At 32.6% G+C, this 23,959-nt stretch carries 33 protein-coding genes and 3 tRNA genes; 11 read left to right on the plus strand and 25 right to left on the minus strand.

Going from position 1 to position 23,959, the window contains the following annotated elements:
* Positions 1 to 17: 17 nt before the first annotated feature.
* The 3 genes from AC0LWJ_RS07560 to AC0LWJ_RS07570 all read right to left on the minus strand — a co-directional run bounded on the left by AC0LWJ_RS07560 (position 18) and on the right by AC0LWJ_RS07570 (position 1,157).
* A complete protein-coding gene (locus AC0LWJ_RS07560) occupies positions 18 to 362 on the minus strand; it encodes a pilin (protein ID WP_474237866.1) in 345 nt (114 codons plus the stop codon).
* Between the two features lie 14 nt (positions 363 to 376).
* Complete coding sequence (locus tag AC0LWJ_RS07565; RefSeq protein WP_474237868.1) at positions 377 to 667, minus strand: hypothetical protein; 291 nt, start codon at positions 665 to 667, stop codon at positions 377 to 379.
* Positions 668 to 824: 157 nt separating this feature from the next.
* On the minus strand, positions 825 to 1,157 hold the full coding sequence (locus tag AC0LWJ_RS07570; RefSeq protein ID WP_474237870.1) for a DUF7768 domain-containing protein: 333 nt from the start codon (positions 1,155 to 1,157) through the stop codon (positions 825 to 827).
* A 554-nt stretch (positions 1,158 to 1,711) separates the two neighbouring features.
* On the opposite strand from AC0LWJ_RS07570, the gene AC0LWJ_RS07575 reads away from it, so the two are divergent.
* Positions 1,712 to 2,173, plus strand: coding sequence for a hypothetical protein (locus AC0LWJ_RS07575; protein WP_474237872.1), 462 nt, complete (start codon positions 1,712 to 1,714; stop codon positions 2,171 to 2,173).
* On the opposite strand, the gene AC0LWJ_RS07580 is transcribed toward AC0LWJ_RS07575, so the two are convergent.
* From AC0LWJ_RS07580 to AC0LWJ_RS07605, 6 genes are all read right to left on the minus strand, one after another.
* Positions 2,145 to 2,486 carry a hypothetical protein gene (locus AC0LWJ_RS07580; RefSeq protein WP_474237874.1) on the minus strand — a complete coding sequence of 114 codons (342 nt, stop codon included), beginning with the start codon at positions 2,484 to 2,486 and terminating at the stop codon, positions 2,145 to 2,147. The two genes, AC0LWJ_RS07575 and AC0LWJ_RS07580, sit on opposite strands and share 29 nt — an antisense overlap.
* A gap of 100 nt (positions 2,487 to 2,586) precedes the next feature.
* Positions 2,587 to 2,787, minus strand: coding sequence for a single-stranded DNA-binding protein (gene ssb, locus AC0LWJ_RS07585; protein WP_474237876.1), 201 nt, complete (start codon positions 2,785 to 2,787; stop codon positions 2,587 to 2,589).
* 31 nt (positions 2,788 to 2,818) lie between these two features.
* Entirely contained in the window at positions 2,819 to 3,349 is a 531-nt protein-coding gene (locus AC0LWJ_RS07590; RefSeq protein WP_474237878.1) for a helix-turn-helix domain-containing protein, read from the minus strand.
* 64 nt (positions 3,350 to 3,413) lie between these two features.
* On the minus strand, positions 3,414 to 3,545 hold the full coding sequence (locus tag AC0LWJ_RS07595) for a hypothetical protein (RefSeq protein ID WP_474237880.1): 132 nt from the start codon (positions 3,543 to 3,545) through the stop codon (positions 3,414 to 3,416).
* A gap of 42 nt (positions 3,546 to 3,587) precedes the next feature.
* On the minus strand, positions 3,588 to 3,773 hold the full coding sequence (locus AC0LWJ_RS07600) for a hypothetical protein (RefSeq protein ID WP_474237882.1): 186 nt from the start codon (positions 3,771 to 3,773) through the stop codon (positions 3,588 to 3,590).
* Between the two features lie 36 nt (positions 3,774 to 3,809).
* Positions 3,810 to 4,070, minus strand: coding sequence for a helix-turn-helix transcriptional regulator (locus AC0LWJ_RS07605; RefSeq protein ID WP_474237884.1), 261 nt, complete (start codon positions 4,068 to 4,070; stop codon positions 3,810 to 3,812).
* 172 nt (positions 4,071 to 4,242) lie between these two features.
* Here AC0LWJ_RS07605 and AC0LWJ_RS07610 point away from each other — a divergent pair, with 172 nt between their 5' ends.
* The 8 genes from AC0LWJ_RS07610 to AC0LWJ_RS07645 all read left to right on the plus strand — a co-directional run bounded on the left by AC0LWJ_RS07610 (position 4,243) and on the right by AC0LWJ_RS07645 (position 9,272).
* Positions 4,243 to 4,629 (plus strand): helix-turn-helix domain-containing protein, encoded by a 387-nt coding sequence (locus AC0LWJ_RS07610; RefSeq protein WP_474237886.1) that lies wholly within the window; start codon positions 4,243 to 4,245, stop codon positions 4,627 to 4,629.
* Positions 4,626 to 5,333, plus strand: coding sequence for a tetratricopeptide repeat protein (locus tag AC0LWJ_RS07615; protein ID WP_474237888.1), 708 nt, complete (start codon positions 4,626 to 4,628; stop codon positions 5,331 to 5,333). The genes AC0LWJ_RS07610 and AC0LWJ_RS07615 overlap by 4 nt, the downstream gene beginning before the upstream one ends.
* A gap of 1 nt (position 5,334) precedes the next feature.
* Positions 5,335 to 5,676 (plus strand): hypothetical protein, encoded by a 342-nt coding sequence (locus AC0LWJ_RS07620; protein WP_474237890.1) that lies wholly within the window; start codon positions 5,335 to 5,337, stop codon positions 5,674 to 5,676.
* A gap of 57 nt (positions 5,677 to 5,733) precedes the next feature.
* Positions 5,734 to 6,594, plus strand: a complete 861-nt coding sequence (locus AC0LWJ_RS07625; RefSeq protein WP_474237892.1) for a DUF3800 domain-containing protein — start codon at positions 5,734 to 5,736, stop codon at positions 6,592 to 6,594.
* Between the two features lie 183 nt (positions 6,595 to 6,777).
* Positions 6,778 to 7,104, plus strand: coding sequence for a DUF4258 domain-containing protein (locus tag AC0LWJ_RS07630; protein WP_474237894.1), 327 nt, complete (start codon positions 6,778 to 6,780; stop codon positions 7,102 to 7,104).
* A complete protein-coding gene (locus tag AC0LWJ_RS07635; protein WP_474237896.1) occupies positions 7,101 to 7,553 on the plus strand; it encodes a helix-turn-helix domain-containing protein in 453 nt (150 codons plus the stop codon). The genes AC0LWJ_RS07630 and AC0LWJ_RS07635 overlap by 4 nt, the downstream gene beginning before the upstream one ends.
* Before the next feature lie 10 nt (positions 7,554 to 7,563).
* Positions 7,564 to 7,779, plus strand: coding sequence for a hypothetical protein (locus AC0LWJ_RS07640; RefSeq protein ID WP_474237898.1), 216 nt, complete (start codon positions 7,564 to 7,566; stop codon positions 7,777 to 7,779).
* A 110-nt stretch (positions 7,780 to 7,889) separates the two neighbouring features.
* Entirely contained in the window at positions 7,890 to 9,272 is a 1,383-nt protein-coding gene (locus AC0LWJ_RS07645; protein ID WP_474237900.1) for a recombinase family protein, read from the plus strand.
* A gap of 75 nt (positions 9,273 to 9,347) precedes the next feature.
* Here AC0LWJ_RS07645 and AC0LWJ_RS07650 read toward each other — a convergent pair.
* The 7 genes from AC0LWJ_RS07650 to yabQ all read right to left on the minus strand — a co-directional run bounded on the left by AC0LWJ_RS07650 (position 9,348) and on the right by yabQ (position 12,111).
* Positions 9,348 to 9,424, minus strand: a tRNA-Met gene (locus tag AC0LWJ_RS07650).
* A 12-nt stretch (positions 9,425 to 9,436) separates the two neighbouring features.
* Positions 9,437 to 9,512, minus strand: a tRNA-Met gene (locus AC0LWJ_RS07655).
* Positions 9,513 to 9,521: 9 nt separating this feature from the next.
* A tRNA-Leu gene (locus AC0LWJ_RS07660) sits at positions 9,522 to 9,610 on the minus strand.
* Between the two features lie 124 nt (positions 9,611 to 9,734).
* Positions 9,735 to 10,640 carry a Ppx/GppA phosphatase family protein gene (locus AC0LWJ_RS07665; RefSeq protein WP_474237902.1) on the minus strand — a complete coding sequence of 302 codons (906 nt, stop codon included), beginning with the start codon at positions 10,638 to 10,640 and terminating at the stop codon, positions 9,735 to 9,737.
* A 45-nt stretch (positions 10,641 to 10,685) separates the two neighbouring features.
* Positions 10,686 to 11,108, minus strand: coding sequence for a S1 domain-containing RNA-binding protein (locus AC0LWJ_RS07670; RefSeq protein WP_474237904.1), 423 nt, complete (start codon positions 11,106 to 11,108; stop codon positions 10,686 to 10,688).
* A gap of 151 nt (positions 11,109 to 11,259) precedes the next feature.
* Positions 11,260 to 11,565 carry an FtsB family cell division protein gene (locus AC0LWJ_RS07675; protein WP_474237906.1) on the minus strand — a complete coding sequence of 102 codons (306 nt, stop codon included), beginning with the start codon at positions 11,563 to 11,565 and terminating at the stop codon, positions 11,260 to 11,262.
* 69 nt (positions 11,566 to 11,634) lie between these two features.
* Positions 11,635 to 12,111, minus strand: a complete 477-nt coding sequence (yabQ, locus tag AC0LWJ_RS07680) for a spore cortex biosynthesis protein YabQ (protein WP_474237908.1) — start codon at positions 12,109 to 12,111, stop codon at positions 11,635 to 11,637.
* A gap of 84 nt (positions 12,112 to 12,195) precedes the next feature.
* Between yabQ and AC0LWJ_RS07685 the strand changes: the two genes are divergently transcribed.
* Positions 12,196 to 13,815, plus strand: a complete 1,620-nt coding sequence (locus AC0LWJ_RS07685) for a putative manganese-dependent inorganic diphosphatase (protein ID WP_474237910.1) — start codon at positions 12,196 to 12,198, stop codon at positions 13,813 to 13,815.
* A gap of 5 nt (positions 13,816 to 13,820) precedes the next feature.
* Here the strand turns inward: AC0LWJ_RS07685 and AC0LWJ_RS07690 are convergent, their stop codons facing one another.
* From AC0LWJ_RS07690 to yabN, 6 genes are all read right to left on the minus strand, one after another.
* On the minus strand, positions 13,821 to 14,444 hold the full coding sequence (locus AC0LWJ_RS07690) for an MtnX-like HAD-IB family phosphatase (protein ID WP_474237912.1): 624 nt from the start codon (positions 14,442 to 14,444) through the stop codon (positions 13,821 to 13,823).
* Between the two features lie 81 nt (positions 14,445 to 14,525).
* Positions 14,526 to 14,819, minus strand: coding sequence for a sporulation protein YabP (gene yabP, locus AC0LWJ_RS07695; RefSeq protein ID WP_474237914.1), 294 nt, complete (start codon positions 14,817 to 14,819; stop codon positions 14,526 to 14,528).
* Positions 14,820 to 14,910: 91 nt separating this feature from the next.
* A complete protein-coding gene (locus AC0LWJ_RS07700; protein WP_474237994.1) occupies positions 14,911 to 15,885 on the minus strand; it encodes a SpoIID/LytB domain-containing protein in 975 nt (324 codons plus the stop codon).
* Positions 15,886 to 15,957: 72 nt separating this feature from the next.
* Positions 15,958 to 16,197, minus strand: coding sequence for an RNA-binding S4 domain-containing protein (locus AC0LWJ_RS07705; protein ID WP_284680260.1), 240 nt, complete (start codon positions 16,195 to 16,197; stop codon positions 15,958 to 15,960).
* 62 nt (positions 16,198 to 16,259) lie between these two features.
* Positions 16,260 to 16,535, minus strand: coding sequence for a non-specific DNA-binding protein Hbs (gene hbs, locus AC0LWJ_RS07710; protein ID WP_474237917.1), 276 nt, complete (start codon positions 16,533 to 16,535; stop codon positions 16,260 to 16,262).
* A gap of 74 nt (positions 16,536 to 16,609) precedes the next feature.
* Positions 16,610 to 18,097 carry a bifunctional methyltransferase/pyrophosphohydrolase YabN gene (gene yabN, locus AC0LWJ_RS07715; protein WP_474237919.1) on the minus strand — a complete coding sequence of 496 codons (1,488 nt, stop codon included), beginning with the start codon at positions 18,095 to 18,097 and terminating at the stop codon, positions 16,610 to 16,612.
* 244 nt (positions 18,098 to 18,341) lie between these two features.
* Here yabN and AC0LWJ_RS07720 point away from each other — a divergent pair, with 244 nt between their 5' ends.
* Positions 18,342 to 19,652, plus strand: a complete 1,311-nt coding sequence (locus AC0LWJ_RS07720; RefSeq protein ID WP_474237995.1) for a tetratricopeptide repeat protein — start codon at positions 18,342 to 18,344, stop codon at positions 19,650 to 19,652.
* Positions 19,653 to 19,682: 30 nt separating this feature from the next.
* Here the strand turns inward: AC0LWJ_RS07720 and hydF are convergent, their stop codons facing one another.
* The 3 genes from hydF to AC0LWJ_RS07735 form a co-directional block, all read right to left on the minus strand.
* The gene (hydF, locus tag AC0LWJ_RS07725; RefSeq protein ID WP_474237997.1) at positions 19,683 to 20,909 is read right to left on the minus strand and encodes a [FeFe] hydrogenase H-cluster maturation GTPase HydF; all 1,227 of its coding nucleotides are present in this window, start codon (positions 20,907 to 20,909) and stop codon (positions 19,683 to 19,685) included.
* Positions 20,910 to 20,912: 3 nt separating this feature from the next.
* Positions 20,913 to 22,328, minus strand: coding sequence for an aspartate ammonia-lyase (locus AC0LWJ_RS07730; protein WP_474237921.1), 1,416 nt, complete (start codon positions 22,326 to 22,328; stop codon positions 20,913 to 20,915).
* Positions 22,329 to 22,402: 74 nt separating this feature from the next.
* Positions 22,403 to 23,875: an ASKHA domain-containing protein gene (locus AC0LWJ_RS07735; protein ID WP_474237923.1), complete on the minus strand. Its 1,473-nt coding sequence runs from the start codon at positions 23,873 to 23,875 to the stop codon at positions 22,403 to 22,405.
* Positions 23,876 to 23,959: the final 84 nt, after the last annotated feature.

Raw genomic sequence — 23,959 nt, forward strand, 5'->3', positions numbered from 1 at the left:
CCCTTTTATAGGGTGTTTTACTGCATACCTCCTGCATGCTGAATTCCCAGCGCAATACCTGCAAACCATCTGAGAGATATAGCCACAAGTCCGCCGAATATTGCCCATACAAGTCCGCTCATTCCTTCGGACCTCCTCTGTGGATTCGTAGAGCTGCTTGCTATTTTAAAACCGTTTATACCGATAAATACCGCAGCCACAGCCAGTCCTATATCTGAAATAATTTTAACAACAGCAAATATTGCGTTATTAATGCCTGTAGAATTTACCTCCTGGACACTGTCTGCAAGAACAATATTAGGCAGTGCCGTCAAAAAAGCAGCGGAGACAACAAAATATGCTTTTTTAATTCTTTCGAGCACCATCCTCACCTCCTTCACCTTAAAAATATTGATAATGTTTTTACAAAACCCAATATAGCGGGTAACGCCATATAAACTAAAAAACCTGCCGCTGCTCCTATAAAACCACCACCTCCCATCTGCCTTAATGATTTTAATCTTAAAGCCGAACCTATTATAAACAATATTATAGAAACCAGCATCATAAACATCACAAGAGGCACAATTAAACCTGATAAAGCATTATACATAGTAGTAATCACATCTGATATACATGCAGAAAAATGGTCAGGAGAAACAGCAGGTATATTATTATTTGCTCCCAAGAATTTCACCTCCTTTCCATCATGATCACCCCTTCAAATTAATTTTCAACACGATTTTTATGGCACTAAAAAAAGCAGGCATATAAGCCTGCATAGGAGAGGAGAAACAAATCTGTGTGCAAAAGCACATAAAAAAGCACCCGATTTGAGTGCTTTTTTAAAATTCTAAGATTTTCATGGTGAATTTTTTAATTTTAATTCCTGTTTCTTCAGCAATCTTCACTTCAAGCCTGCATCCCTCACTGTTCCTCCAATCACCAAATACCCACACTTCATCACATCTTTTTAAAACATCAATACAAAGCTTTAAAACCTCTTTCCTATCTTCTTTCCTGTTATCATCATAAAACTCACCAAAAGCATGGATTGGTGAAAAAGGTACTACTTCTTCAAAATTATTTCGTACAAACTTAAAAATTCTGTTAAACTTAATCCTGTTTACATCAGGATTATTGCTGTATGGATGACATATATACACAAGTTTGCTCATCACATGCCTCCTTATAAAAATACAATTGTGAACTACATCGCCAATAAATTGGTGAGTTTCGTGCTCCCAATGAAACCTTGATGAAAGTTTCACCGGTACGCAGCCGGGATGTCCAACCCCACTACTGCCGTGACGGGTTTCCCCGTCCTTTGCAGATACTTTTTAATACATACCGACTTTCATCTCTCCAATAAATTGGAGAGGATTCCCGCCGCTGAATCCTAAATTTTTTAGAATATGTGCCGATACATATATAAACAAAATCAAATGAAAGTGAGGACTTAAATAACATGAAAACCAAATGTTGTAAAATTTTTTGGTCTTTAGTAATGTTTTTTGTTATTTTATTCTATGCAATAGTGAATATGGTGGTTGATTGGAGTAATTATTTGTTCATTAACTTAATTTTATTTTTTATTTTCAAACGCTATTTTCAATACAATCTTCATACTATAATTATATTGCTCATTTTTGTTCAGGGTATTTATTTAATAGTATTTTTTCTAACTTCGATCTTTCATTTTGCACAAATACATCTTTCAACAACCTTTATAATGAAAAGGATACTTTTCAGAAAAAACTCTTATAAAATCAATGCCTCAATTCATCCAATAACCTTTTTATGTATCAAAAAACAGGAAAAACAACTCACAAGTAAAACATTTAAACATAATAAAAATCAGTTTTTCTCTCAAATTATGACTAATGATTTTAATTTAGCAATACAAAATGCTATAAAAATATTTCAAAAAAATAAGAATATAACAACAATAACCTTCAAAACACATAAAGTATATATAGATAAAATTCAAAGTTTAATTAAAAAACTTAACGACGCCAATCAATATTATATTTCTATAAAACAAAAAAAATGGGATCACCTATATATAGAACCATTTGCTTATTTATCGCCATGGCAATCAATTGTGTATATTTTAGCACATCCAAAATCATTATGGATGCGTCGACCAATTTATGAAGTAAAAATTAAAAAATTTTTACAAGAAGAAAAATAGCAAAAGGTATAATAAAATACATACCTGAAAATATTAAAAAATCTGTGCGATCAACTGTTTCAATCTCTCTCATAGTAGTTTTATACACTAAATAAGAAAATGTTTCTGTCACAGGCTCAATTGTTAGAAAACCAATAAGCGAAATAACTACATATGCAATAAATAATAATCCAGTACCTTTTATAAAAGATAAACCTGAAACTATAACGTTATAATCGACAAGAACAAACATTATATGAGAGAAAATAAAAAGTCCAACTGAAATTAACGCTATAACAAAATCCCATATAAAATTACTAATTTTATTTAACATTTTACCATCCTCCTGATAGTACGCTTCAAATATCATTTTTTCTTCCTTGTTTTTCCTTGTTTTATCAAGTTTTTTTAAAACAATTTTATTATATGTTTTTTTATTTTGCTAAATTTGTGCTGCAAATTTCAGCAAGTTTACGCCATACTGTAATCTGAATAAAATCTGCTTCCCTCTCACCTTCTGAATTGGTGAAATTTCTATCAACAGCAAGAGTAAAAGAACATGTCGGAATATCACCAGCTTTCTTTAACTCAGGGTCTTTTGTTAATCTGCCAACCAAAACAACATTATTAATCATATCATTTTCACCTCCATAAAAAAATAAAGCCTCACCGGCCCAATGCTTCCATTTCTGTTGTACTGGTCCATTTTTCACTTTCAACATCCTGCGCATACTTCCTGAACTCACTAAAAACCTCCTTATGTACGCTGACCGATCTCGGCAGATCAAAAGGCTTCTTAGCAAAACCCTTCATAAAAACAAGTCTTTCACGTCCCGGATCATACTTATACTGACTCATGCAGGCAGCAATAAAATCAGTGCTGCTGAGCTTTTTCCCAATCGACATCTCCCTTGCATTCTGTTCCTGCTGTTCTTCCAGCCATGCAAAAATTTCAATATCCTTTTCTCTTTCCTCCTCCCTGAGCCTTTTCCTTTTCCTTTTAACACAATCCGCAATCTGCTTATTATGTTTAAGCTTATTTTCCTTTTTCCTTCTTTCCTTTTCGTTTTTATATTCAGGGTTCTTCTTTAATATCTTTGACACCGCCTGATGTGATATTCCGACAGCCTTTGCAATATCGGCACACGATAATTTCTCTTCAAAATAAAGCCTTTCAACTTCCCTCTTATCGCACATATTATTTCCCCCTTTTAGGTTGCAAATCTGTTAAGCATATTTTTGGGCATAGTTCGGCTATATACTATGTTTTTATCATCAATTTCCAGCCTTCTGTATTCTGTTCTATCCTGACTTCCTTACATACCCGCCTTAACAAATCAGCAATATGAAACAGTTTCTTTTGGTCCTTAACCGGCATAAACTCACTCCACACTTAAATTCCTCCCAAATACAATATAGAAAAATTTCATTGTTTTTATATATTGACAGCCGGATTATCAGAATCTTCTTTAATTTTTTTAAAAATCAACTCTGCCAAAGGCTGATAATACTTTATCTCATCGACTTCTTCATACCCTATTATTTCTTCGCTGTCGTTTTCAAATATACCTTGTTTAAGCTTATCCCTGCTTATAGTAGTTTTTACAATCGCTACTTTCATTTCATATTCACTCCTTTATACACATCACTCTATTTGCTATGCACTTTCTGTTTCTTGGTCGGGTGTGTTTTGCTTCTTATAGTAGCATCTATTCCCAAAAAAAATCATCTCTGGGAATAGTTCTTTTAGTGCGCTATGATATAGGCTTGCAAGTTTAGTAGCAACATTATAGCTTGGATTTCTAGTTCCATTTTCTATAAAACCATAATAGCTTCTACTTATTCCAATTGCCTTAGCAACATCTTCATGAGTCATATTATTTTTATTTCTTAGTTCGATTAATTTATGTCGTCTCATTTCACACCCTCCTTTGCTTCAATTTGTAGCTCTTGATTATATTATAATGCTACTTTGTGTAGCTGTCAATAGGTATTTTAAAAATTTTTTTATGTTAAAGCTACTTTTTGTAACATATATTTTATTGCTACAAATAGTAGAGTAAAATTAATACTAAGAAGGTGGTGATCTAGTGTTCGGAGAAAGACTTTCACAACTTAGAAAAGAAAAAGGACTTACACAAGAGGAACTAGCTAAAGCATTAAATATGACAAGATCTTCATTATCTTTATATGAAATAGGTAAAAGAGATCCAGATACAGACACATTAAGAAAAATTGCAGATTTTTTTAATGTATCAGTCGATTACCTCCTCGGCAACACCGACATACGTAATCCGGCGGATGAAATAACCGGTGTCCTGTCAGATGACCCGGAGCTGGCGGAGTTTTGGAACGAACTTAAAGAAAGAGAAGATTTAAAACTTTTATTTAAACAAACGAGGAATCTTTCACCAAAGGCTATAAAGCAGGTAATGCGTATAATAAAAGCTATTGAAGAGGAGGAAAGTAATGAATGATATGGAAAAAGAAGAATATAGAAGATGATTTAAATTTGGCACAAGCTCTATTTGAATCTTTACAACTTAGTATAGAGTTTAGCATTGACCCAATTCATAAAAAAGCTAAACAAATTGTAGAAAAAGCTAAAGATAGACACGAAGTTTTAGATAAAATTATTGAACTATGCCAAAATATTGAACATCCAAAAGCATATTATTTAATTGGCACAGCCTACGTTTGGAAAGGTGCGAAATTTAGAAGAGAAGCTATTTATTATTTAGAGAAATATTTAGATAACCCTGTTGAAATTAAAAAATCTTATTATAGCCGAGAAGGTAAATTAATAGATGGTTTCACATCTGGAGTTCAAATAAGTTTTATATATGGGGATCTTGGCAAATGTTATGAAGGAGAATATGAATTTGAAAAAGCATTGGAATACTATCAAAAAGCAGCAGAATTAGATCCTTCTGTGCCGTCCGTATATGTCCATATCGCACAAGTGTATGCAAAAATGAAAAATTTAGATGAAGCTATTAAAGTGCTTCAGGAAGCAAAAAACAGCAAATATTATACTCCAATAAAAACAATAAGTCCTATTGATGGGAGCACTCATTACGATAATACTTTTAAAATCACCATAGATAACTATTTAGAAGACCTAAAAGAAAAAAAGGAAAAAGGATATATATATAAACCACGCATAAAAAAGGGGGAATAATATGGCTCCTAAAATACTGGACAAGCTTCTTATGAAGGCTCTTTTAAATCAAGAAATCCCATTCTATGAGCTTATGACAGCGTATGATATACAAGTATCTATTGCTAATATTGATACTTGTATCTATGGCTTTACATATGTCAGTCGTCATGGCAATTATTATTTAATCTTAAACGGTAACATTGGATATGAAGAACAATGTAAAGTGTTTATACATGAAATAAAACACATCTTAGAAGATTGTCCAAAACAAAGCTATTACATAGGTTTAGACATGCAATATGAATACATAGAGGCTGAGGCTGATAAGGTTGCGGAGGATATTATGAAGTATTGCGGGTAGATAAGTTTTACTCAAATGATAATGTTTGGTACATCTAAAGTAGTTAGGAGGATAAAATTGGATAATTGGCGGGTTAGGCCTACATCCATTGACAAATGGCCAACTGGTATTGATTATACAATGTTTATAGATGAGAATAATGACTCAAATTTAAAAAGCATTATAAATAAAATCAATAGCAATGAAGAAATATCAAATATTGAACGCTATTTTACTATAACCGGTTGTGTTATTGATAAAAACAATTTTATTGTTGCAAAAGAAAATATTACTCAATTAAAAAATAAGTATTGGCGTGATGGAAAATTCACCTATTCATCTAAAGTGAAAAGAGTAGTTTTTCACTCAAGAGAAATTAGAAATAAGACAAAAGCTTTTGATCCCACTATAATTGATTATGATAATTTTTTATATGACTTGACAGATTTCATTTCATCGACACAAATGTATATTATATCATCTACAATTGATAAATATACTCATTGTATAAAATATATTACACCATTCCATCCTTACAATCTTTGTTTAGATTTTATATTAGAGCGTTTTGTAACCTTAATTTTAAAAAATAAAACAAAAAAAGGCGTTATTATTTTGGAAGCAAGAGGGAAAAAAGAAGATAAATTTATTTTAGAACATATAAAAAACATACTTAATAATGGAACTGATTATGTTTCTGCTGAAAAATTTCAAAATATAAGTGGCGTATATTTTAATCCAAAATGGTGTAAGCAATCTAATGAACAAATGTCTTATTCTGGATTAGAAATAGCAGATCTCGTTTCTTATCCCATTCACAAATATATTAGAGATGAACATAAAGATTTTGCTTTTAAAATTTTTGAAGATAAATTTTTAGGCTATCCTTCATATAAAGGAATTGGATTGAAAGTTTTTCCAATAAACCAATTAAAATAAAAAAACCGCCCTTAGGCGGCCGCCCGTGATAACGAGCCCCAAAGAGAATTCATCTCTCAAATATATTATATGCATAACTTCGTTTTTTAGTCAATAAATTTATTAATTTTTTATGACTTTTTTATAATAATTTATAGTATTTTATAATATTTTATAATATAATGAGAGGAGAAGGAAATAATAATGAATGATATGGCTGAACAATGGATAAGAAAATGTGTAAAAAATGGTTTGCTCGATTATTCATCCCATGCGATATGCAGGATGATAGAAAGACAAATAGAAGATAAAAAGATTATTGAATGTATATTATATGGTAAAGTAGTTGAATTACAACCTCAATTTAAAGATATTCATGTAATATTTCAAGAAGCAACAGACAAAGATCCAGAAATATATACAGTTGTTGCTGCTGCATATCCTTATCCATTAGTTGTAACTGTATGCAGAACTATAGAGGAAGTTTGGGAATGCTATAATGGACTTTTAAAAAGGAGGGAAAAGAAATGATAAAAAGAAAATGCTACTTTTGTGGAGCCGATATGGAAGAAAGAACTATATCGACAACAGCTGGCTGGGAAAAATATAAATTAACAATAGATGGTGTAAAAGCTTATGTATGTCCTAACTGCGGAGAAATGGTTTTTTCTGCTGAAGAGGTTCATATGCTTCAAGAGCTGGGCAAAAGTCTTTCAAATTTAAATGAAAATGATCGACCGGATATATTAAATGTTTCTGAAGTAGCTGACTTATTAAGAGTAAGCAATCAAACAGTATACAATATGATAAAAGATGGCCGTTTAAAAGCTTCAAAAGTAGGTCGTGAGTGGAAATTTATGCGAAAAGACGTGGAAAGTGTTTTAAATCCGGATACGGCTAAAATCGCTGCTCGTAATAATAACGTCCAGCTATCTCAACATGACTATGAAAAAATAAAAAAACACATATCAAATATGTGAGGTGAAATTTATGCCTATTAATAAAACCCCTGGTATTTTTGCCAGGGAACTTTTAAATGATTTATCTTTAAAAGCGCCAATTGACGTTATTTCTATCTGTAATAACTTTAATATAACAATAGAAACCGATGATATTAAAGACTGTGAAGCATTATTTATTATACATAACGGCATTAAAAAAATTATACTTAATCAAAATATCGGCTATGAACGACCTAAAACATAAACACCACCTACGGCACATTCGTGTTTTCAGCAGTTTAATTATATTATGGCATAATAGACATCAATATCAATATTAAATTATACAAGTAAAAATAAGGAGGAATATATCTAATGAAAGCAGCTGCATATTGCAGATATTCAAGTGATAATCAAAGAGAAGAAAGCATAGAAGCACAGATAAGAGCTATAAAAGAATATACCAATAGGAATAACATAGAAATCATAAAAATATATGCCGATGAAGCCAAATCTGCTACAACAGACGACAGACCTCAGTTTTTGCAGATGGTAAAAGATAGTGAGATAGGAATATTTCAAGCTGTAATTGTACATAAACTTGATAGATTTGCAAGAAACCGTTACGACAGCGCATTTTACAAACGCCAGCTTAAAAAGAATGGCGTCAAGCTCATATCAGTACTTGAACAACTTGATGACAGCCCTGAATCTATCATTCTTGAGTCTGTATTAGAAGGTATGGCAGAATATTATAGTAAAAATCTTGCAAGGGAGGTTATGAAAGGATTAAAAGAAAATGCATATCAAAGCCGGTTTAATGGAGGCATACCTCCTTTAGGATACGATATCAAAGAAGGTTATTATGTTGTTAACGAGAAAGAAGCCGAAGCCGTAAGGCTCATATTTCAAATGTATAAAGACGATTACGGCTATCGTCATATAATAGATGAACTAAATCTTCACGGCTATAAAACTAAAAAAGGAAATAATTTTAGCAAAAATAGCTTACATGAGATTTTGAAGAATGAAAAGTATATTGGGAAGTATATTTTCAATAAAGGAACTAAGCATAATCATAGAATTCGAAAGGATGATGTTATAGTTATCAATAATGCTATACCGGCAATTGTTGATAAAAATTTGTTTGAGGAGGTGCAAAAAAAGATGGAAACTGCAAAAAAGACACAAGGTTCACATAATGCTCAAAGGGTATACCTATTGACCGGTCTTATAAAATGCGGTATTTGCGGCTCCAGCATGGTAGGATGTCTCGGTAAGAGGAAATATACATACTATAGATGCAACAATAAAAACCGCAGTAAACAGTGCGGCAACAAAGACATAAATAAAGATATTTTAGAAAGATATATACTTAATGAATTATCTAAACGTGTTTTTTCTGATGCTGCTATACCTGAACTTTCCAAAAGATTAAATGAAGAAAATAAAAAACTTCTCTCTGAAAGAGAAGAGGAAAAAAAGACCTTATCTCGCAGATATGAAGAAGTGATAAACGGTATAAATGCAATAGTAGATACTATCACAAAAGGACATTTTCATGCGAGTTTAGACGTAAAATTAACCGAACTTGAACAACAAAAAGCAGAACTTAAAACCCGTATCAAAGAATTAGAAATAAAACCAGATATAAGTATTATTACAGAAGATAAGATAAAAAAATACCTGATAAAAGATAAAGAGGTGTTGGTAGCAGGTGACCAAAGAAAAATTAAATCAATTTTACTACTTATATAAATAAAATAATCGTCTTTCCTGATAGAGTTGAAGCCAACTTCAAGCTCTCAGTAGACGATACAGTTTGCGTATGGATGGTAGCGGCGAGTGGAATCGAACCACTGACACTGCGGGTATGAACCGCATGCTCTAGCCATCTGAGCTACGCCGCCTTATTTTATATTTGGTTGCGGGGGTAGGACTTGAACCTACGACCTCCGGGTTATGAGCCCGACGAGCTGCCAACTGCTCCACCCCGCGATATTCAATTGGTGCCGGAGACCGGAATCGAACCGGTACGGTCTTTTAGGACCGCAGGATTTTAAGTCCTGTGCGTCTGCCAGTTCCGCCACTCCGGCATCCTTCTCTTTCAAGCGACGTTATTATTATATTACATAAATACCTCTCTGTCAATACCCTTTAACTTAAATTTTTGTATTACATTGATTGATTTATGATAATGTCTTGATATACCACTTTTGATTATGTCGTGCTGTTTATTTTGTTTATTATATAACCTTCCAAATTATCCCATTCGCTGACTGTAATTGAAGAGATATTCAATAATTCTAAGGAAGTTAATAAAATTACTGTACCTGCTATTATAATATCAGCTCTTCCTTCCTGTAATCCAAAAATCATTTTACGTTCATCTGTATTTTTAGACATGAAAATATCAAGCAGCCGTTTTATCTCAGTTCTATTTAATATATAGCCATGCACCTTATCACTGGAATATATCTTAAGTTCTTGCGATACTGCGGCAAGGGATGTTATTGTACCGCCGATTCCTATAATATCCTCAGGAACGCTTTTGATATTATTTATAAAGGTTGATAACATATTTATTATATACATTCTTATTGAATTATATTCTTCTAATGTTGGAGGGTCATTTTTTATAAATTTTTCAGTTAATCTTACTGCACCAATATCAAAACTATTTGCAGCAAGCTCGTTTCCTTTATAGGCAAATTCGGTACTTCCGCCTCCAATATCAATCACAAGGGCGCTATCTTTATTTAAACCCTTTAAAGCTCCAAGGTATCCACACAGGCTTTCCTTTTCCCCATCTATTACATCAAAATTAATACCCATGTTTGATAATTCATCAATAAAAACATCGGTGTTTTTTGCATCCCTCATGGCAGAGGTGGCAAATGCATATATCATATCTACATTAAATTTTTTTGCGTCTTCCATATATATTTTTATAGCCTCAATACTTCTCTTTATGGCATCACTGCTTAATCTGCCGTTCTTTGCAAGACCTTCACCAATACGTGTTGTTTTTACTTCTTTTTTTATTTTGCACAGCTTATTATCTGTTACATCACATATGAGATGTCGTATTGAATTTGTACCTATATCAAAAACTGAATACCTCAAAGTGTTAACCTCCATACATAAAAATCTTCGGGATTTTACCCGAAGTTAGAAATTTGTATTCTTTTTATAACTGCTTCCTTTCCTTTTTGAATCAAAATTCTTTTTAAGCTGCTGTTGTCTTTCATCAGAATCCTTTAAAAACTTCGACATTCTTTCTTCAAATGAAATATTGTTATAATTCCTATTATCCTGTCTTTCATAATCCCTTTTGTTTCTCTCTTGTGATGCCTGATTTGGAAGAGCTTTTTTGATAGATAAACTTATACGTCCTCCTTTGTCCATCGAAAGCACTTTTACCTTAACCTTATCCTGCTCCTTTAAAAAATCCTTAATGTCTTTTACATATGTGTTTGCAACCTCTGAAATATGAACTAATCCCGTCTTGCCTTCCGGTAATTGAATAAACGCCCCAAAGTCTGTAATATTAAGAACGATTCCTTCAACTACCTCTCCAACCTGAAATGGCATATAAATGATAATCCTCCCTTTGATTTATTTAATACGAAGGTATATGATACTTTTACATGTTTCTACAAATAAAAGCAAAATTTCACTACCCCCATACAGATCGATAATGTTATTATATATTAAAAAATACTTTATATCAAGATTTAAATTTTTAATCTTTGTTGAATGTGTTTATTTTTTCTTTTGATTTATCTATGTATATTATCTCGCCTTTTTTTACAAGCCCAAGCTTTTGCCTTGCTTCCTCTTCTATAAAACTATCGCTTTGCATATATTTTATCCTGTCCTTTAAATATTTGTTTTCATTTAGAGCGGTTGCTTCTTTTGATTTTATTTCATTGCACTGTTTATCAAGCTTATTTAATGTAATCCCCTGCTGAAAAAACGTAACAACAAAATAAATTAAAAAAATTGCAATTAAAATTGGTTTTAATTTTAATTTTTTATTTTTTATCATTCTTATCATTCCCCTATATCTTATATTAATATTATACATGATTTATTCGACTTGTAAATAAAAATTCCTCTATTTTTTTTTCTTAAAAAAATTAAAATGCAAACTAATATTTTTGAAAAATTCCGATGGTATCAAAAAAATTTTTGTTAAAAATTTATATGGTATATGTAAAATCTTTAATATCATTTTAATTGGATATACGGTTGTGTTATATAATCTTATTAATATTTTAATAATTATTTTGTAAGCCTTAAGAAGCAGTTTGATTATAAAAGGACTTAAAGCGATATCATATAACAGTGCCCCTATGAAAAATCCAAGAAAATTAAACAGCCTTAATTCTACATAGTTGCTTATGTACAAAAAATATATCATAATAATTGTACCGATAATCCAGAAAATAATATCACCAATGTTGGAAATAATTTTTTTGGGCTTAACAATAATTCTAATAATCCTGTAAATATCATATATAAAAGCGATAGCAATACCCCCATAAAAGGTAACAAAAAATGCATAAAGCTGGCTCTTTACAGTTATTACCATTTACTCAACACCTCCTATGCTATATTATATTAGTATTAGAAGATGATATGATTCATCATAATTTATAAATACAGGGGGTAAAATATGAGTGTAGTTTACATAACAGGGCATAAAAATCCAGACACGGATTCAATATGTTCTGCAATAGCATATGCATATACAAAAAGAAATTTAGAAGGTTTGAATGCTATTCCCGTTAGACTTGGTCCTATAAATAAAGAAACACAATTTGTACTGAATTATTTTGATGTAAAAGAACCCATGTATATTGACAATGTATATACACAGATACAGGATATTACATACGACAAGCCTTTGACAATAACCGAAGACTCACCGATGTATAATGCATGGAAACTTCTTTCCGAAACAAATTTGCAAACCGTATTAATTGTTGATAACGAACAAAAATTAAAAGGCATCGCTACACTTGCCGATATAGCAAAAGCATATCTTTTTTCATTACAGGAATTATCAAAATATGAAATCCCATTGGATAATATTTTAAAAACATTAAACGGCAAAATATTAATCCAAAATGCAAATTTTATTAAAGGCAATATTGTAGTAGCTGCCATGTCTAAGGAAAGTGCCCTTAAAAGAATAAACGAAGGTTGTATACTTATTGTAGGCAACAGAGAAAATATACAAATAGAAGCAATAAAAAAAGGAGCAAAAACATTAATCATAACCGGAAATCATGACGTCCCAAAAAAGGTCATCAATATCGCCGAAGAATATAAATGCACACTTATTGTGGTTCCATGGGACACTTTTGACACAATAAAACTTGTTAGTCAATGTTTACCAATTTCTTATATTATGAAAAAAGAAGGAATTATTGCCTTTAAAGAAACCGATTATATCGATGATATTAGAAATATTATGCTTAAATACAAGTTTAGAAACTTTCCTGTCACTGACAAAAACGGAAGGATTTTGGGTCTCTTAGCACGAAGGCATATACTTAATTATGAAAGGAAAAAAATAATTCTTGTTGATCACAATGAACTATCTCAAGCCGTAGATGGGGTTAAAGAGGCCAAAATACTTGAAATAATCGACCATCATAGGATAGGTTGTATTGAAACCGACATGCCTATATTATTCAGGAATCAACCGGTAGGCTGTACATCAACAATAATAAATAAGATTTTCGAAGAAAACTGCCACACTCCCGAACCAAAAATAGCAGGTATCATGTGTGCAGCAATTTTGTCGGACACCCTTATTTTCAGGTCGCCGACTTGTACTCCTGAAGATATAAGAGCAGCAAAAAAACTATCTGAAATAGCAGGCATTGATATAGATGATTTCGGCAATCAAATGCTTAAAGCCGGTACATCACTTGAAGACAAATCTGTAAAAGAAATATTTTATACGGATTTTAAAGATTTTGTGATAAACAACCTGAAAATAGGCGTAGGTCAGGTTAATACCTTGTCAAACACCGAGGAACTAAAAATGAAATTACTGGAATTTATGGAAATTGAAAGGAAAAATAAGAATTATGATATGCTTTTACTGATGCTTACAGATATAATTAAAGAAGGTTCCGAAATGTTATTTGCCGGAAATCATACAGATATCTTGGAAAAAGCATTTAATGTTGATATTAAAGGCAACAGCTTTTATCTTCCAAAGGTTATATCAAGAAAAAAACAAATTATCCCACAAATTTCCGAAGTGATAAATTCTATTTAAATTTATCACTTCAATTTTTTAATTATATCGCTAAAATTATTAAATGGTATATGTGAGATATTATTTTCAATACAATAGCTTAGCAACACATTTTTTGCAAATACCACATCAGCATATTTTGCAACGCAGATATCGGAATAACCATCACCTATATATATAATCCTTGTATTATTATCTTTAAATTTCTTTAAGACATTCAACTTACACATACCGCATTTTTCACATTCCTTAGAAGTATAAAATTCAGCATTTATTATCCCATCCGTAAATTCAAGTTTGTTGCTGTAAAACTCAAGATTTATATTATACCTGCTCAATATTGTCTTAATATTAAAGTCAAATCCATCGCTTGTAATGATCACATGATATTTCTTTATTTTACAAAAATCAAGAAAATCTATGAAAGATTCATCTATTTCTATACTGTACAAAAGTTTTTCGAGTTTCTCCTGATCAACATCCATAAATTCAAATAACTTTAAGGAACACTGTTCGGTAGTTAATTTCCCTGACCTCCATTCCTCTTCTATCATTTTCCATCCTTTTTTTGCAAAGTTGTTAGCCATCGCAATGCAGGTATCTTCTTTTGTTATCGTACCGTCAAAATCAACAAGAATTACTGTATGCATATTATTTCTCCTTTATAACATTATAGTTTAATATTATAATAGGAGCAATGTTTTTGCAACAAGAAAACCGATTTGCTCAGCTCATTTAAACATCCTGCTGAAAAAACTTCCTGATTTTCCAATAATGCCACTTCTATCACTGTATGTAATGCTTAAAACTTCCCCATCTACCGCAAGCTGCCCATCATCAAGATTAAGCTTGTTTATATGAAGTTCCTGACCCTTTATCGTTAAAAGTCCAAGAGCTGTTTCAAGAATAACTGCTTCATTATCAAAGCTTACTACATTCTGCACCCCTGTCACATGAACTTTTTCTCTATTTTCAATGGTTATATTTTGAGCTTCTGCTCTATTTGTCCCTCTTGTATTTTCCATTTATTTGCACCCCCCTCTAATATTTCTATTAATTCATATGATGCTTGTATAATTTTTAGAACTAACAAATCCTCCTTTTAGGAGGATTTGTTTACCATATTTTAACAATATTTAAGTCCTTAAAATAGTACATTATTATGTCCTTTGCCTTCATACCCTGTTTTGCCATCTGATATGCACCCCACTGCGACATACCAACACCATGCCCAAAGCCTCGCCCTTTAATTGTAAGCTTGTTTCCGTCATAATTAACACTGTCAAGCATAGTTGATTTTAACCTTTCACTTCCAATTGCTATTCTAAAGTCAGGCGCATTAACAGGTGTCTTGTCAAAATTTAAATTGATCGTTCTACCAGACGCTCCTTTAGTACCTATGGTAACATTTTTAAAGTCTTTTATATTTAAACCCATTTTCTGGAGCGCTTCTGCAATTTCTTGCTTTGTAAAGCTCACTGTCCAGTGTTTTATGTCTGCGGGCGCATCAGGGCTATCATTTGACTTTACGCTCTTTATATACGGTGGTTCCGGTTTTTTATAGTTTAACCCTTCTTTTGCCATCGCTGTTTGACCTGCCGCATGTGAATGAAACCATGCGTCAATATATTTGCTGTTATAGACAGCAACCTCTCCCCTTGTTTCATCTACTGCTTTTTTAATTCTTGAATTAATATTCGCAGGGTTCCATGCCTGTGCCTCTTCGAAATCAGTGGATATATCTGCTCCGGGGTATTTTGATGTCTTTGTACTGACAAAGTTTAATACATAACTTCTTGCTAAGATCGCTTGTGCTTTTAATGCCTCCATAGGCCAATCATTTTTTATCTCTCCGGCAACAGTCGCTGTTATATATTTTTCAATGGGCATTGATTCGATTTTTCCCGTTTGTTTTACATATACCTTAAGTACTGGTTCCTTTTTTTCACCCATGCTTATCTTTGAGGGAATAGGTGGAGGTGAAACAGCGGGTTTTTTTGCAGGTTCCGTAAATTTTGATGGCTTGGTACAGGAAGATAATAATAATAAAGCTAACAAAATCAAAATAAGTATTTTCTTTTTCAAAAAAATCCCTCCCATTAATATTCTAACAATAGTATTTGAGGAATTTTTTTATATATACACTTTTTGAATAAATTATTATCATAGCAGTCTATACATACTTTGAACTTCATCTTTAAGCACATGTTCTTTTAAGCTTAAGACTTCTACCTTTACATCTTTAGAACCAAATTTTATTTCTATTTTATCTCCTTCTTTTAATATGTCTCCGGCTTTTGCAACCTTGCCATTTACTAATACCCTTCCTTTATCACATGCCTCTTTTGCAATTGTGCGTCTTTTTATTAGTCTTGATACCTTCAAAAATTTATCAAGTCTCACAGATATCCCCCCATCACTTTAAATCTTGTAAAAAAGAACCAGGTCATACGACCTGATTCTTTTTAAGAATTTACAATATCCTTTAAAGCTTTGCCTGCTTTAAATACCGGTGCTTTTGATGCTGGAATGGTTATTTCTTCTTTTGTCTGAGGATTCCTTCCTTTTCTTTCTGCTCTTTCCCTAACCTCGAATGTCCCAAAACCTACCAGCTGTATTCTTTCGCCCTGTTTTAATGCCTCTTGTACGGAATCTACAAAAGCATTTAATGCTTTCTCCGTATCCTTTTTGGTTAAATCGCTTTTCTCTGCCATTTTTGTTATCAGGTCAGCTTTATTCACAATTATACCTCCTTATAAATTATCTTACTTTTACTTATTCTACACAAAATCTAAAAATCCTTCTAAGTTTAAGCTTATTTTTCATTTTTTTTATTAAAATTATGCATTTTAGCTTCATTCCATAGTTTATCCATCTCATCCAATGTCATGTCTTCCATTTTTATACTTTGGGACGTGGCTGATTTCTCAATATATTCAAATCTTTTTATAAATTTTTCTATGGTTTTATGTACAGATAGCTCAGGGTCAATTTCCAAAAATCTCGCCACGTTGACAACAGCAAATATCAAGTCCCCTAATTCCTCTACTGCTCTTTCCCTCTGATCCCCCTTATACACCTCCTTTAATTCATCCAATTCTTCATATACCTTTGATAAAGCATCTTCCACCTTATCCCAGTCAAAACCTACTTTTGCTGCCTTGTCCTGCACTTTATAACCTCTGATTAATGCCGGCATATGTATAGGTACATCCTTAAGGGTGTCCGTATATGACTTTAATCCTTTCTCTGACTTCTTAATTTCATCCCACTGCTTTAACACTCCTTCTGTAGTTACCATATTCTTGCATTCAAATATATGCGGATGCCTTCTGATCATCTTTTTACATTCTGCATCACAAACATCATTAAAGTCAAAAGCACACCGTTCATTTGCTATCTGCGAATGAAAAACTACCTGTAACAAAACATCTCCTAATTCCTCCTGCAATTTTTCATCGGAATTTTTCTCAATTGCATCAATAACTTCGTAGCTTTCTTCAATAAGGTATTTTTCCAAGGTCTTATGAGATTGCTCTTTATCCCATGGGCAGCCAAAATCACCTCTTAAAACAGCCATTATATTTAAAAGGTCCTGTATGTCATACCTTTCTTGAACAATATCTGAAACCGGCGGGATATAAATTGATGTAAGATAATCTATCCACTCAATCCTGTCCAACATATACAATGGTATTTGCTGGATTTTCTGTTCACCTTTTATTCCCGCTCTCGATATAAGCGTAACTATGTAATTATCGCCGTAAATATCCATAAGTTCAAGTTTTATGTTAGATGCAACCATCCTGCTGTAAATCTGAGTTATTATATTGCCGCATCTTTTATCGGGTTTTACAGAGTTTAGGGTAAAGCCGTCTAATATTTTTATCCCATATACAGGGTCTATTTTCAACTCGCTTATTATGACGTCTATAAAACTTACAGCAGGTATTATTTCTATTCCTATATCGTCATACTCTTTACAAAACTTTAATATTTGTTCCACAGTTTTTTCAGCAACAAAGGGATGCCCGGGAACGGCAAAAACGACATTCTCATGTTTTTCTGCAATTCTTAAGGTTTCCCTTGCAATAGTATCATAAACCTCTTCAAAAGTCCTTCCTTTCTCATATATTTTATCAAATGAGGTGAAAATAATACCTTTTTCTTTTAAATATGAAACAACAGGATGCTTAGAAGTCCTCAAAAGAACCTTATCTGCTTTGTTCATTTTTTCAATAGTACTTATTGTTAATTGCTCATATGAACCTGGTCCAAGTCCTGCAATAGTTAGTTTTCTCATGCATATCACCTCATAACAGAATTTATATACCTATTATATCATGTTGTTTAAAAAAATAACGGTGTTTTTATACTATGTTAAAAATTTATTTTATTTTTATTTTCCCTATAATTAATTTACAATATCATTCCATGAAATTTAAATTATTTTAAAATAAATTACATTATTAAAAATTTCAATTGAAAATTTTAAAAAGTTAACTTATAATAAGTTTTATAAGTACGATAAAGGAGTGGAAAGTTTGATAGATATTGAAAAACTTGGAAGAAAAATAAGGGAAGAGAGAAAAAAATTATTCCTAAAGCAAGGAGACCTTTCAGGCGGAGAATTCTCAAAGGGATACATAAGTTTAATTGAAAAAGGAAAGATAAATCCATCTCTTAAATCCTTATCTTTTATTGCCGACAAATTAAATAAACCCATCATATATTTCCTTGATGATGATTTCAAGGAGAAGGGTCAGCTGCAGGAAGAAATATCACTGTATAAAAATGTTTTAAATCTTATTATATGTGGAAGAAAAGCATTAGACTGCGGAAATTATGAGGAGGCTATTTTAAATTACAATGAAATTTTAAAAAATAAAATCGATGATTATTCATATAATATTATTAATTTTTATCTTGCAAGAACTTATATCCTTATAAATGATTATAAAAAGTCAATTGAAATATTAAAGTTATGCTTGCCGTATTTTATAGAACATTCAATACCTGAAATATTAGTGGAAATCTACTATTATATGGGGCTATGCTATGGAAACCTACATGATTTTTCAAATTCACTATCAAATTATATCAAAGCAGCTGAAGAATTTAAAAAAAGTGATATGAGAAATTATGAACTTAAATGCAAGATACTTTTCAGCATTGCAAATCTATATAATAAATTGGGAAAATATATAAAATCAAGGGATTATTATGTTAAATGCCTTGATTATGCAACGCAAACAAAAACTGTTGATTATATAGCTAAGTGCAACAACGGTCTAGGTTTTGTAAGTTACAAGCTTAAAGAATACAAAGATGCATTAAAATACATCAGAAGTGCTCTTATTATAAGCAAAGCATTGGATTTGAAAGATGATATTGCAAATGAATATACTTATATGGGATTGGTTTATACAGATTTGAAGAAATATAATCTTGCTGAAAAATATTTTTATTATAGTTATTTGATTTATAAAGAATTAAAGGATAAAACGGGTATCGCATACAATCTAACAGAACTCGGAAGAATTCAATTTCTCAGAGGGGATTACAAAAATGCCTTGCACTACCTTGATTCATCTTTTAAGATTGCAACAGATATAAACAAAAAAGATGAGATAGGAAGAATATACACCATCCTTGGTTATGTCCACTTAAAATTAAATGAATTTAACAAAGCCAAGGAAGAACTTCAAGAATCAGTTAAAATTTTAAGCAAACTTGGATTAAAAAAAGATTTATCAGATGCATATAAGGCTCTTGGAAATTTATATTTAGTACTTACTGATATTGATAAAGCAAAAGAATACTTTAATAAATCCATAGAAATTTTATGTGATGTTTAAAACTTGAAAAAAGGCAGGATACCCTGTCTTTTATTCTTCCATATATATCATTTTTGCCGCGGGAAACATTTCTATAGCCCTCGGTATTATTCCCTGTACATATGCTATCATGACTCCATAATTTACGATTGGAATTTTCTTATCCCTTACATAGGAAATCCTGTACATCATTTCTCTTCTGTTTAACATACAAGCACCACAATGAACTATCAGCTTATATTCATTAAGGTTTTCCGGAAATGTCATGCCGCTTGACCAACTGAATTCAATATCTCCGCCGGCTATCTGCCTTATCCATCTTGGAATTTTTACCTTTCCAATATCATCTGATTGTCTGTGATGTGTACATCCTTCCGCTATCAGCACCTTATCACCGGGTTTTAATTTCTCAACTGCCTTCACACCCCTTGTCAGCTCCTCCAGATCTCCTTTATAACGTGCAAAAAGTATTGAAAAAGATGTCAAAGGAATATCCTTGGGGGTATCTGCACTTACTTTCAAAAAAGCCTGCGAATCCGTAATAACAAGTGCCGGTTTTTTCCCTAAGGATTCAAGGGTTTCTTTCAATTCGTATTCTTTTGTAACTACTGCCATAGCATCATTTTCAAGTATATCCCTTATTACCTGTTGCTGAGGCAGTATAAGTCTTCCCTTAGGTGCGGCTTTATCAATCGGTATAACCAAAATAACAAAATCACCGGGATTTATAAGGTCTCCTACGATGGATAATTCCATATCATCACCAGGTGCCTTTTTGATTATTGCCAGTTTCAACTCCTCAATGCCTGTTTTATTAAAAGCTGATGTTTCTATTAATTCAAGCTTTAATTTCTTTTCCCATTCTTTTCTTATATTTTCATTAATATTTAGAATATCACTTTTATTGATAACTCCTACAACAGGAATTTTTTTCTCTCTGATTTGTTTTAAAATATTTTCTTCAAATTCTGTTACACCTATTGTGCCGTCAATTATTAATAAAGCAAGGTCAGTCCTGTTTAATACTTCATGGGTCTTTTTTATCCTTAACTCTCCAAGTACCCCTGTATCATCAAGCCCTGCCGTATCAATCAATACTACAGGTCCAATAGGAAGTATCTCCATCGCTTTTTGTACGGGGTCTGTTGTTGTTCCCGCAACATCTGAAACAAGTGCTATCTCTTGATTTGTCAGTGCATTTATCAAACTTGATTTTCCTGCATTTCTCCTGCCGAACAATGCTATATGCAGCCTTGAAGATATCGGCGTTGTATTCATCATTTATCCATCCTCCAATTTCTTTTTGCCCGGTATACCCGGTTTTGTCATCTCATATTGATTAAATATAATATCAAGTTCTTCTTTCGTAAACAATCCCTTTTCAATCGCTATTTCTCTTATGGTCCTGCCTTCATCCTTTGCCATCATCGCTATCTTAGAAGCTTTTTCATAACCGATGTAAGGGCTTAATGCCACTGCATACGTAAAGCTGTTTTCCACCATTCTTGACAATCGGTCTTTATCAGCCTTTATGCCTTTTATGCATTTATTTATGAATAACCTTGTTACATTATAAAGCAGGTCAATTTCCATAAAAAGATTATGTGCAATTAAAGGAAGTGTAAAATTAAGCTCAAATTCTCCTGCCTGTGCCCCCATAGTAATTGCACCGTCACATGCAATCACCTGATATGCAGCCTGTTTGACAGCCTCAGGTATAACTGGGTTTACTTTGCCGGGCATTATAGATGAACCTGCCTGTACCTCCGGTATGGTGATTTCCATAAGTCCGCATTTGGGTCCTGATGACATAAGCCTTATATCATTTGATATCTTTATAAGATTGACAGCAGCCGCTTTCAACATTCCGGATACCTCCACAAAAACATCGTTGTTCTGAGTCGGATCCATCATGTACTCTGCTCTGGCAAGCCCTAAGCCCGTAATATCCCTTAATATTTCGATTGCCAAGAATACATAGGTTTTATCGGCATTTAAACCTGTACCAACGGCTGTCCCTCCAATATTAACCTGCCTGAGCCGTTCTTCTACCTTGTAAATCCTCCACCTATCCCTTGCTATTGCCTGCGCATATGCTCCGAACTCTTGCCCAAGCATGACAGGAACAGCATCCTGCAGCTCTGTCCTGCCCATCTTAATTGTATCTGAAAATTCCTCCTCTTTTATTTGTAATGCTGTTTGTAAATCAGCAAAACTTTCACTTAGAGGTTTTAAAAGCTTTATAGCTGCAATCCTGACGGCTGTCGGGAAAACATCATTTGTTGATTGGCTCATGTTTACATGTTCCAATGGATGCACAATGGAATAATCACCTTTTTTACCCCCTAATAGTTCAATAGCCCTATTTGATATAACTTCGTTTATATTCATATTGGTAGAGGTACCGGCACCACCCTGAAGTGCATCAACTATAAACTGGTTATGAAATTTACCGGATATGATTTCGTCACAGGCTTTAACAATAGCATTTCCTATTTTCTCACTTAAAGAGCCTACCCTCATATTAGCAATTGCCGCAGCTTTTTTAACCATCGCAAGTGCTATGATAAGCTCCTTATGAATACACTGCCCCGAAATGTGGAAATTTTCAAATGCCCGCAACGTATGAATACCATAATAGGCATCTTCAGGTACTTCTTTTTTACCGATTAAATCATGTTCAATTCTATAATTCATAACCATCACCTGTTTTTCATATTTTATTATTAATAGACTTAATTATATCATAAAGTATATCTTATGAATAGTGCTTAGTCTTTGCTATCAAGCCTTTTTGCTACAGTAGGATAAAGACTTAAATCTGTATGAGGCAAAAACAAGGCTTTTTCTAAATAATTCATATAATCCTGTTTTTCGCCAAGCTCCATATATGTGAAATTTTTACGAATATCATTTAAGACTTTATGAGCTTCTGACTCTATAAGCATTTTTTTTGCAGCTTTTAAGGATGTATTTCCAAGAATAACAAATTTATTTCTTGAAATATCGGGATATAATCCTATATTTACGGCTGCTTCTATATCAATATATTCCCCCAATGCCCCTGCTATATAAAATTTATCAAGGTCATTAATATTCACATCCATTGAGTCCAGCATGTATGAAACAGCCGCATTAGCTCCGGCTTTTGTTCTCATTAAACTGTCTATGTCATTTTGGGTTATATAAACATCATCAGTTATATCAACCTTATCACCGCTTATGATTTTTCCTCTTCTGTCTACAATGCCATTTAAAAATAATTCCGATAAAAGTTTTATTATTCCTGAACCACATATTCCAACAGGTTTACCGCCACCTATAACATGAAACCTGAACTTCCCCTTCTCGTAGGCAATATCATCAATAGCACCTTCCATTGCTCTCATGCCTTTTTCTATGCTGCCCCCCTCAAAAGCAGGACCTGCCGCACCGGAAGCACACAATATCCAATCTTTGTTGCCAAGAACCATTTCCCCATTTGTACCTATATCAATAAAAAATGATATATTATCTTTTTTCCACATTTCAGAAACCAGTATTCCCCCTATAACATCTCCGCCTACATAACTCCCAATGCTTGGCAAAATATAAACCCTTGCAAATCGGTTTGTATTAATTCCTATTTCACATGCCTTTATAAATCCGGGAGCATTAACTATGGGAGTTTTGGGAACCGTGCTAATCGTTTCTACAGGAAGATTTAAAAACAGATGAACCATAATGGTATTAGCTCCTATGCTTATTCCCAATAGATTTTCCATATCTATTCTTTCTGAAAATCTATTGATTATAAATAAAATATCCTGTATAACTAACTTCTGAAGCTCATCCCTTCCCTCTTTTTTGAATGCATAAAACACCCTCTGCAAAACATCTTCTCCAATCTTGACTTGAGAATTGGTACAAGTAGCGGAATCAATAGTCTTGCCGCTGTTTAAGTCAACAAGATCTCCTGATATTGTAGTAGAGCCTATGTCAATAGCTATTCCATAGCAATCCTTCACATCACCGGCTTGAACCCATAACAAATGATATCCTGCATCATACATAAGGGAACAAGTGAGCTTACCTTTCCCTTTTTCAAATTCTTTATAGATTTTTTCATAGAGGTTAAATGAAATTTCAACGCTTCCATTAAGCAAATTCTCCAGCTTTTCCTTCAATCTATCTACATAACCGGTATTATCACCACTCCCAGGCATTTTCACTTCTAAATATTTTTTAAAAAATACTTTTTGCATATCCTCTGCTCCTTTTGTCTTTTGTCGGCTACTCTTTCAATAAGCTTTCTTATTTAATAACTATTATACCATAAACCCCTATTT

This window comes from Aceticella sp. 75b-Ac (genome assembly GCF_056032965.2).

Excerpts from the sequence above, each read along its gene's own strand:
- hydF (WP_474237997.1), bottom strand. The coding sequence starts at position 20,909 with ATGAATACAACGCCGATATCTTCAAGGCTGCATATAGCATTGTTCGGC.
- AC0LWJ_RS07615 (WP_474237888.1), top strand. The coding sequence starts at position 4,626 with ATGATATGGAAAAAGAAGAATATAGAAGATGATTTAAATTTGGCACAA.
- AC0LWJ_RS07580 (WP_474237874.1), bottom strand. The coding sequence starts at position 2,486 with ATGTTAAATAAAATTAGTAATTTTATATGGGATTTTGTTATAGCGTTA.
- AC0LWJ_RS07570 (WP_474237870.1), bottom strand. The coding sequence starts at position 1,157 with ATGAGCAAACTTGTGTATATATGTCATCCATACAGCAATAATCCTGAT.
- AC0LWJ_RS07635 (WP_474237896.1), top strand. The coding sequence starts at position 7,101 with ATGATAAAAAGAAAATGCTACTTTTGTGGAGCCGATATGGAAGAAAGA.
- AC0LWJ_RS07730 (WP_474237921.1), bottom strand. The coding sequence starts at position 22,328 with ATGAATTATAGAATTGAACATGATTTAATCGGTAAAAAAGAAGTACCT.
- AC0LWJ_RS07675 (WP_474237906.1), bottom strand. The coding sequence starts at position 11,565 with ATGATAAAAAATAAAAAATTAAAATTAAAACCAATTTTAATTGCAATT.
- yabN (WP_474237919.1), bottom strand. The coding sequence starts at position 18,097 with ATGAGAAAACTAACTATTGCAGGACTTGGACCAGGTTCATATGAGCAA.
- AC0LWJ_RS07735 (WP_474237923.1), bottom strand. The coding sequence starts at position 23,875 with ATGCAAAAAGTATTTTTTAAAAAATATTTAGAAGTGAAAATGCCTGGG.
- AC0LWJ_RS07645 (WP_474237900.1), top strand. The coding sequence starts at position 7,890 with ATGAAAGCAGCTGCATATTGCAGATATTCAAGTGATAATCAAAGAGAA.
- AC0LWJ_RS07670 (WP_474237904.1), bottom strand. The coding sequence starts at position 11,108 with ATGCCATTTCAGGTTGGAGAGGTAGTTGAAGGAATCGTTCTTAATATT.
- AC0LWJ_RS07590 (WP_474237878.1), bottom strand. The coding sequence starts at position 3,349 with ATGTGCGATAAGAGGGAAGTTGAAAGGCTTTATTTTGAAGAGAAATTA.
- AC0LWJ_RS07600 (WP_474237882.1), bottom strand. The coding sequence starts at position 3,773 with ATGAAAGTAGCGATTGTAAAAACTACTATAAGCAGGGATAAGCTTAAA.
- AC0LWJ_RS07620 (WP_474237890.1), top strand. The coding sequence starts at position 5,335 with ATGGCTCCTAAAATACTGGACAAGCTTCTTATGAAGGCTCTTTTAAAT.
- AC0LWJ_RS07640 (WP_474237898.1), top strand. The coding sequence starts at position 7,564 with ATGCCTATTAATAAAACCCCTGGTATTTTTGCCAGGGAACTTTTAAAT.
- AC0LWJ_RS07685 (WP_474237910.1), top strand. The coding sequence starts at position 12,196 with ATGAGTGTAGTTTACATAACAGGGCATAAAAATCCAGACACGGATTCA.
- AC0LWJ_RS07630 (WP_474237894.1), top strand. The coding sequence starts at position 6,778 with ATGAATGATATGGCTGAACAATGGATAAGAAAATGTGTAAAAAATGGT.
- yabQ (WP_474237908.1), bottom strand. The coding sequence starts at position 12,111 with ATGGTAATAACTGTAAAGAGCCAGCTTTATGCATTTTTTGTTACCTTT.
- yabP (WP_474237914.1), bottom strand. The coding sequence starts at position 14,819 with ATGGAAAATACAAGAGGGACAAATAGAGCAGAAGCTCAAAATATAACC.
- ssb (WP_474237876.1), bottom strand. The coding sequence starts at position 2,787 with ATGATTAATAATGTTGTTTTGGTTGGCAGATTAACAAAAGACCCTGAG.
- AC0LWJ_RS07605 (WP_474237884.1), bottom strand. The coding sequence starts at position 4,070 with ATGAGACGACATAAATTAATCGAACTAAGAAATAAAAATAATATGACT.
- AC0LWJ_RS07575 (WP_474237872.1), top strand. The coding sequence starts at position 1,712 with ATGAAAAGGATACTTTTCAGAAAAAACTCTTATAAAATCAATGCCTCA.
- AC0LWJ_RS07690 (WP_474237912.1), bottom strand. The coding sequence starts at position 14,444 with ATGCATACAGTAATTCTTGTTGATTTTGACGGTACGATAACAAAAGAA.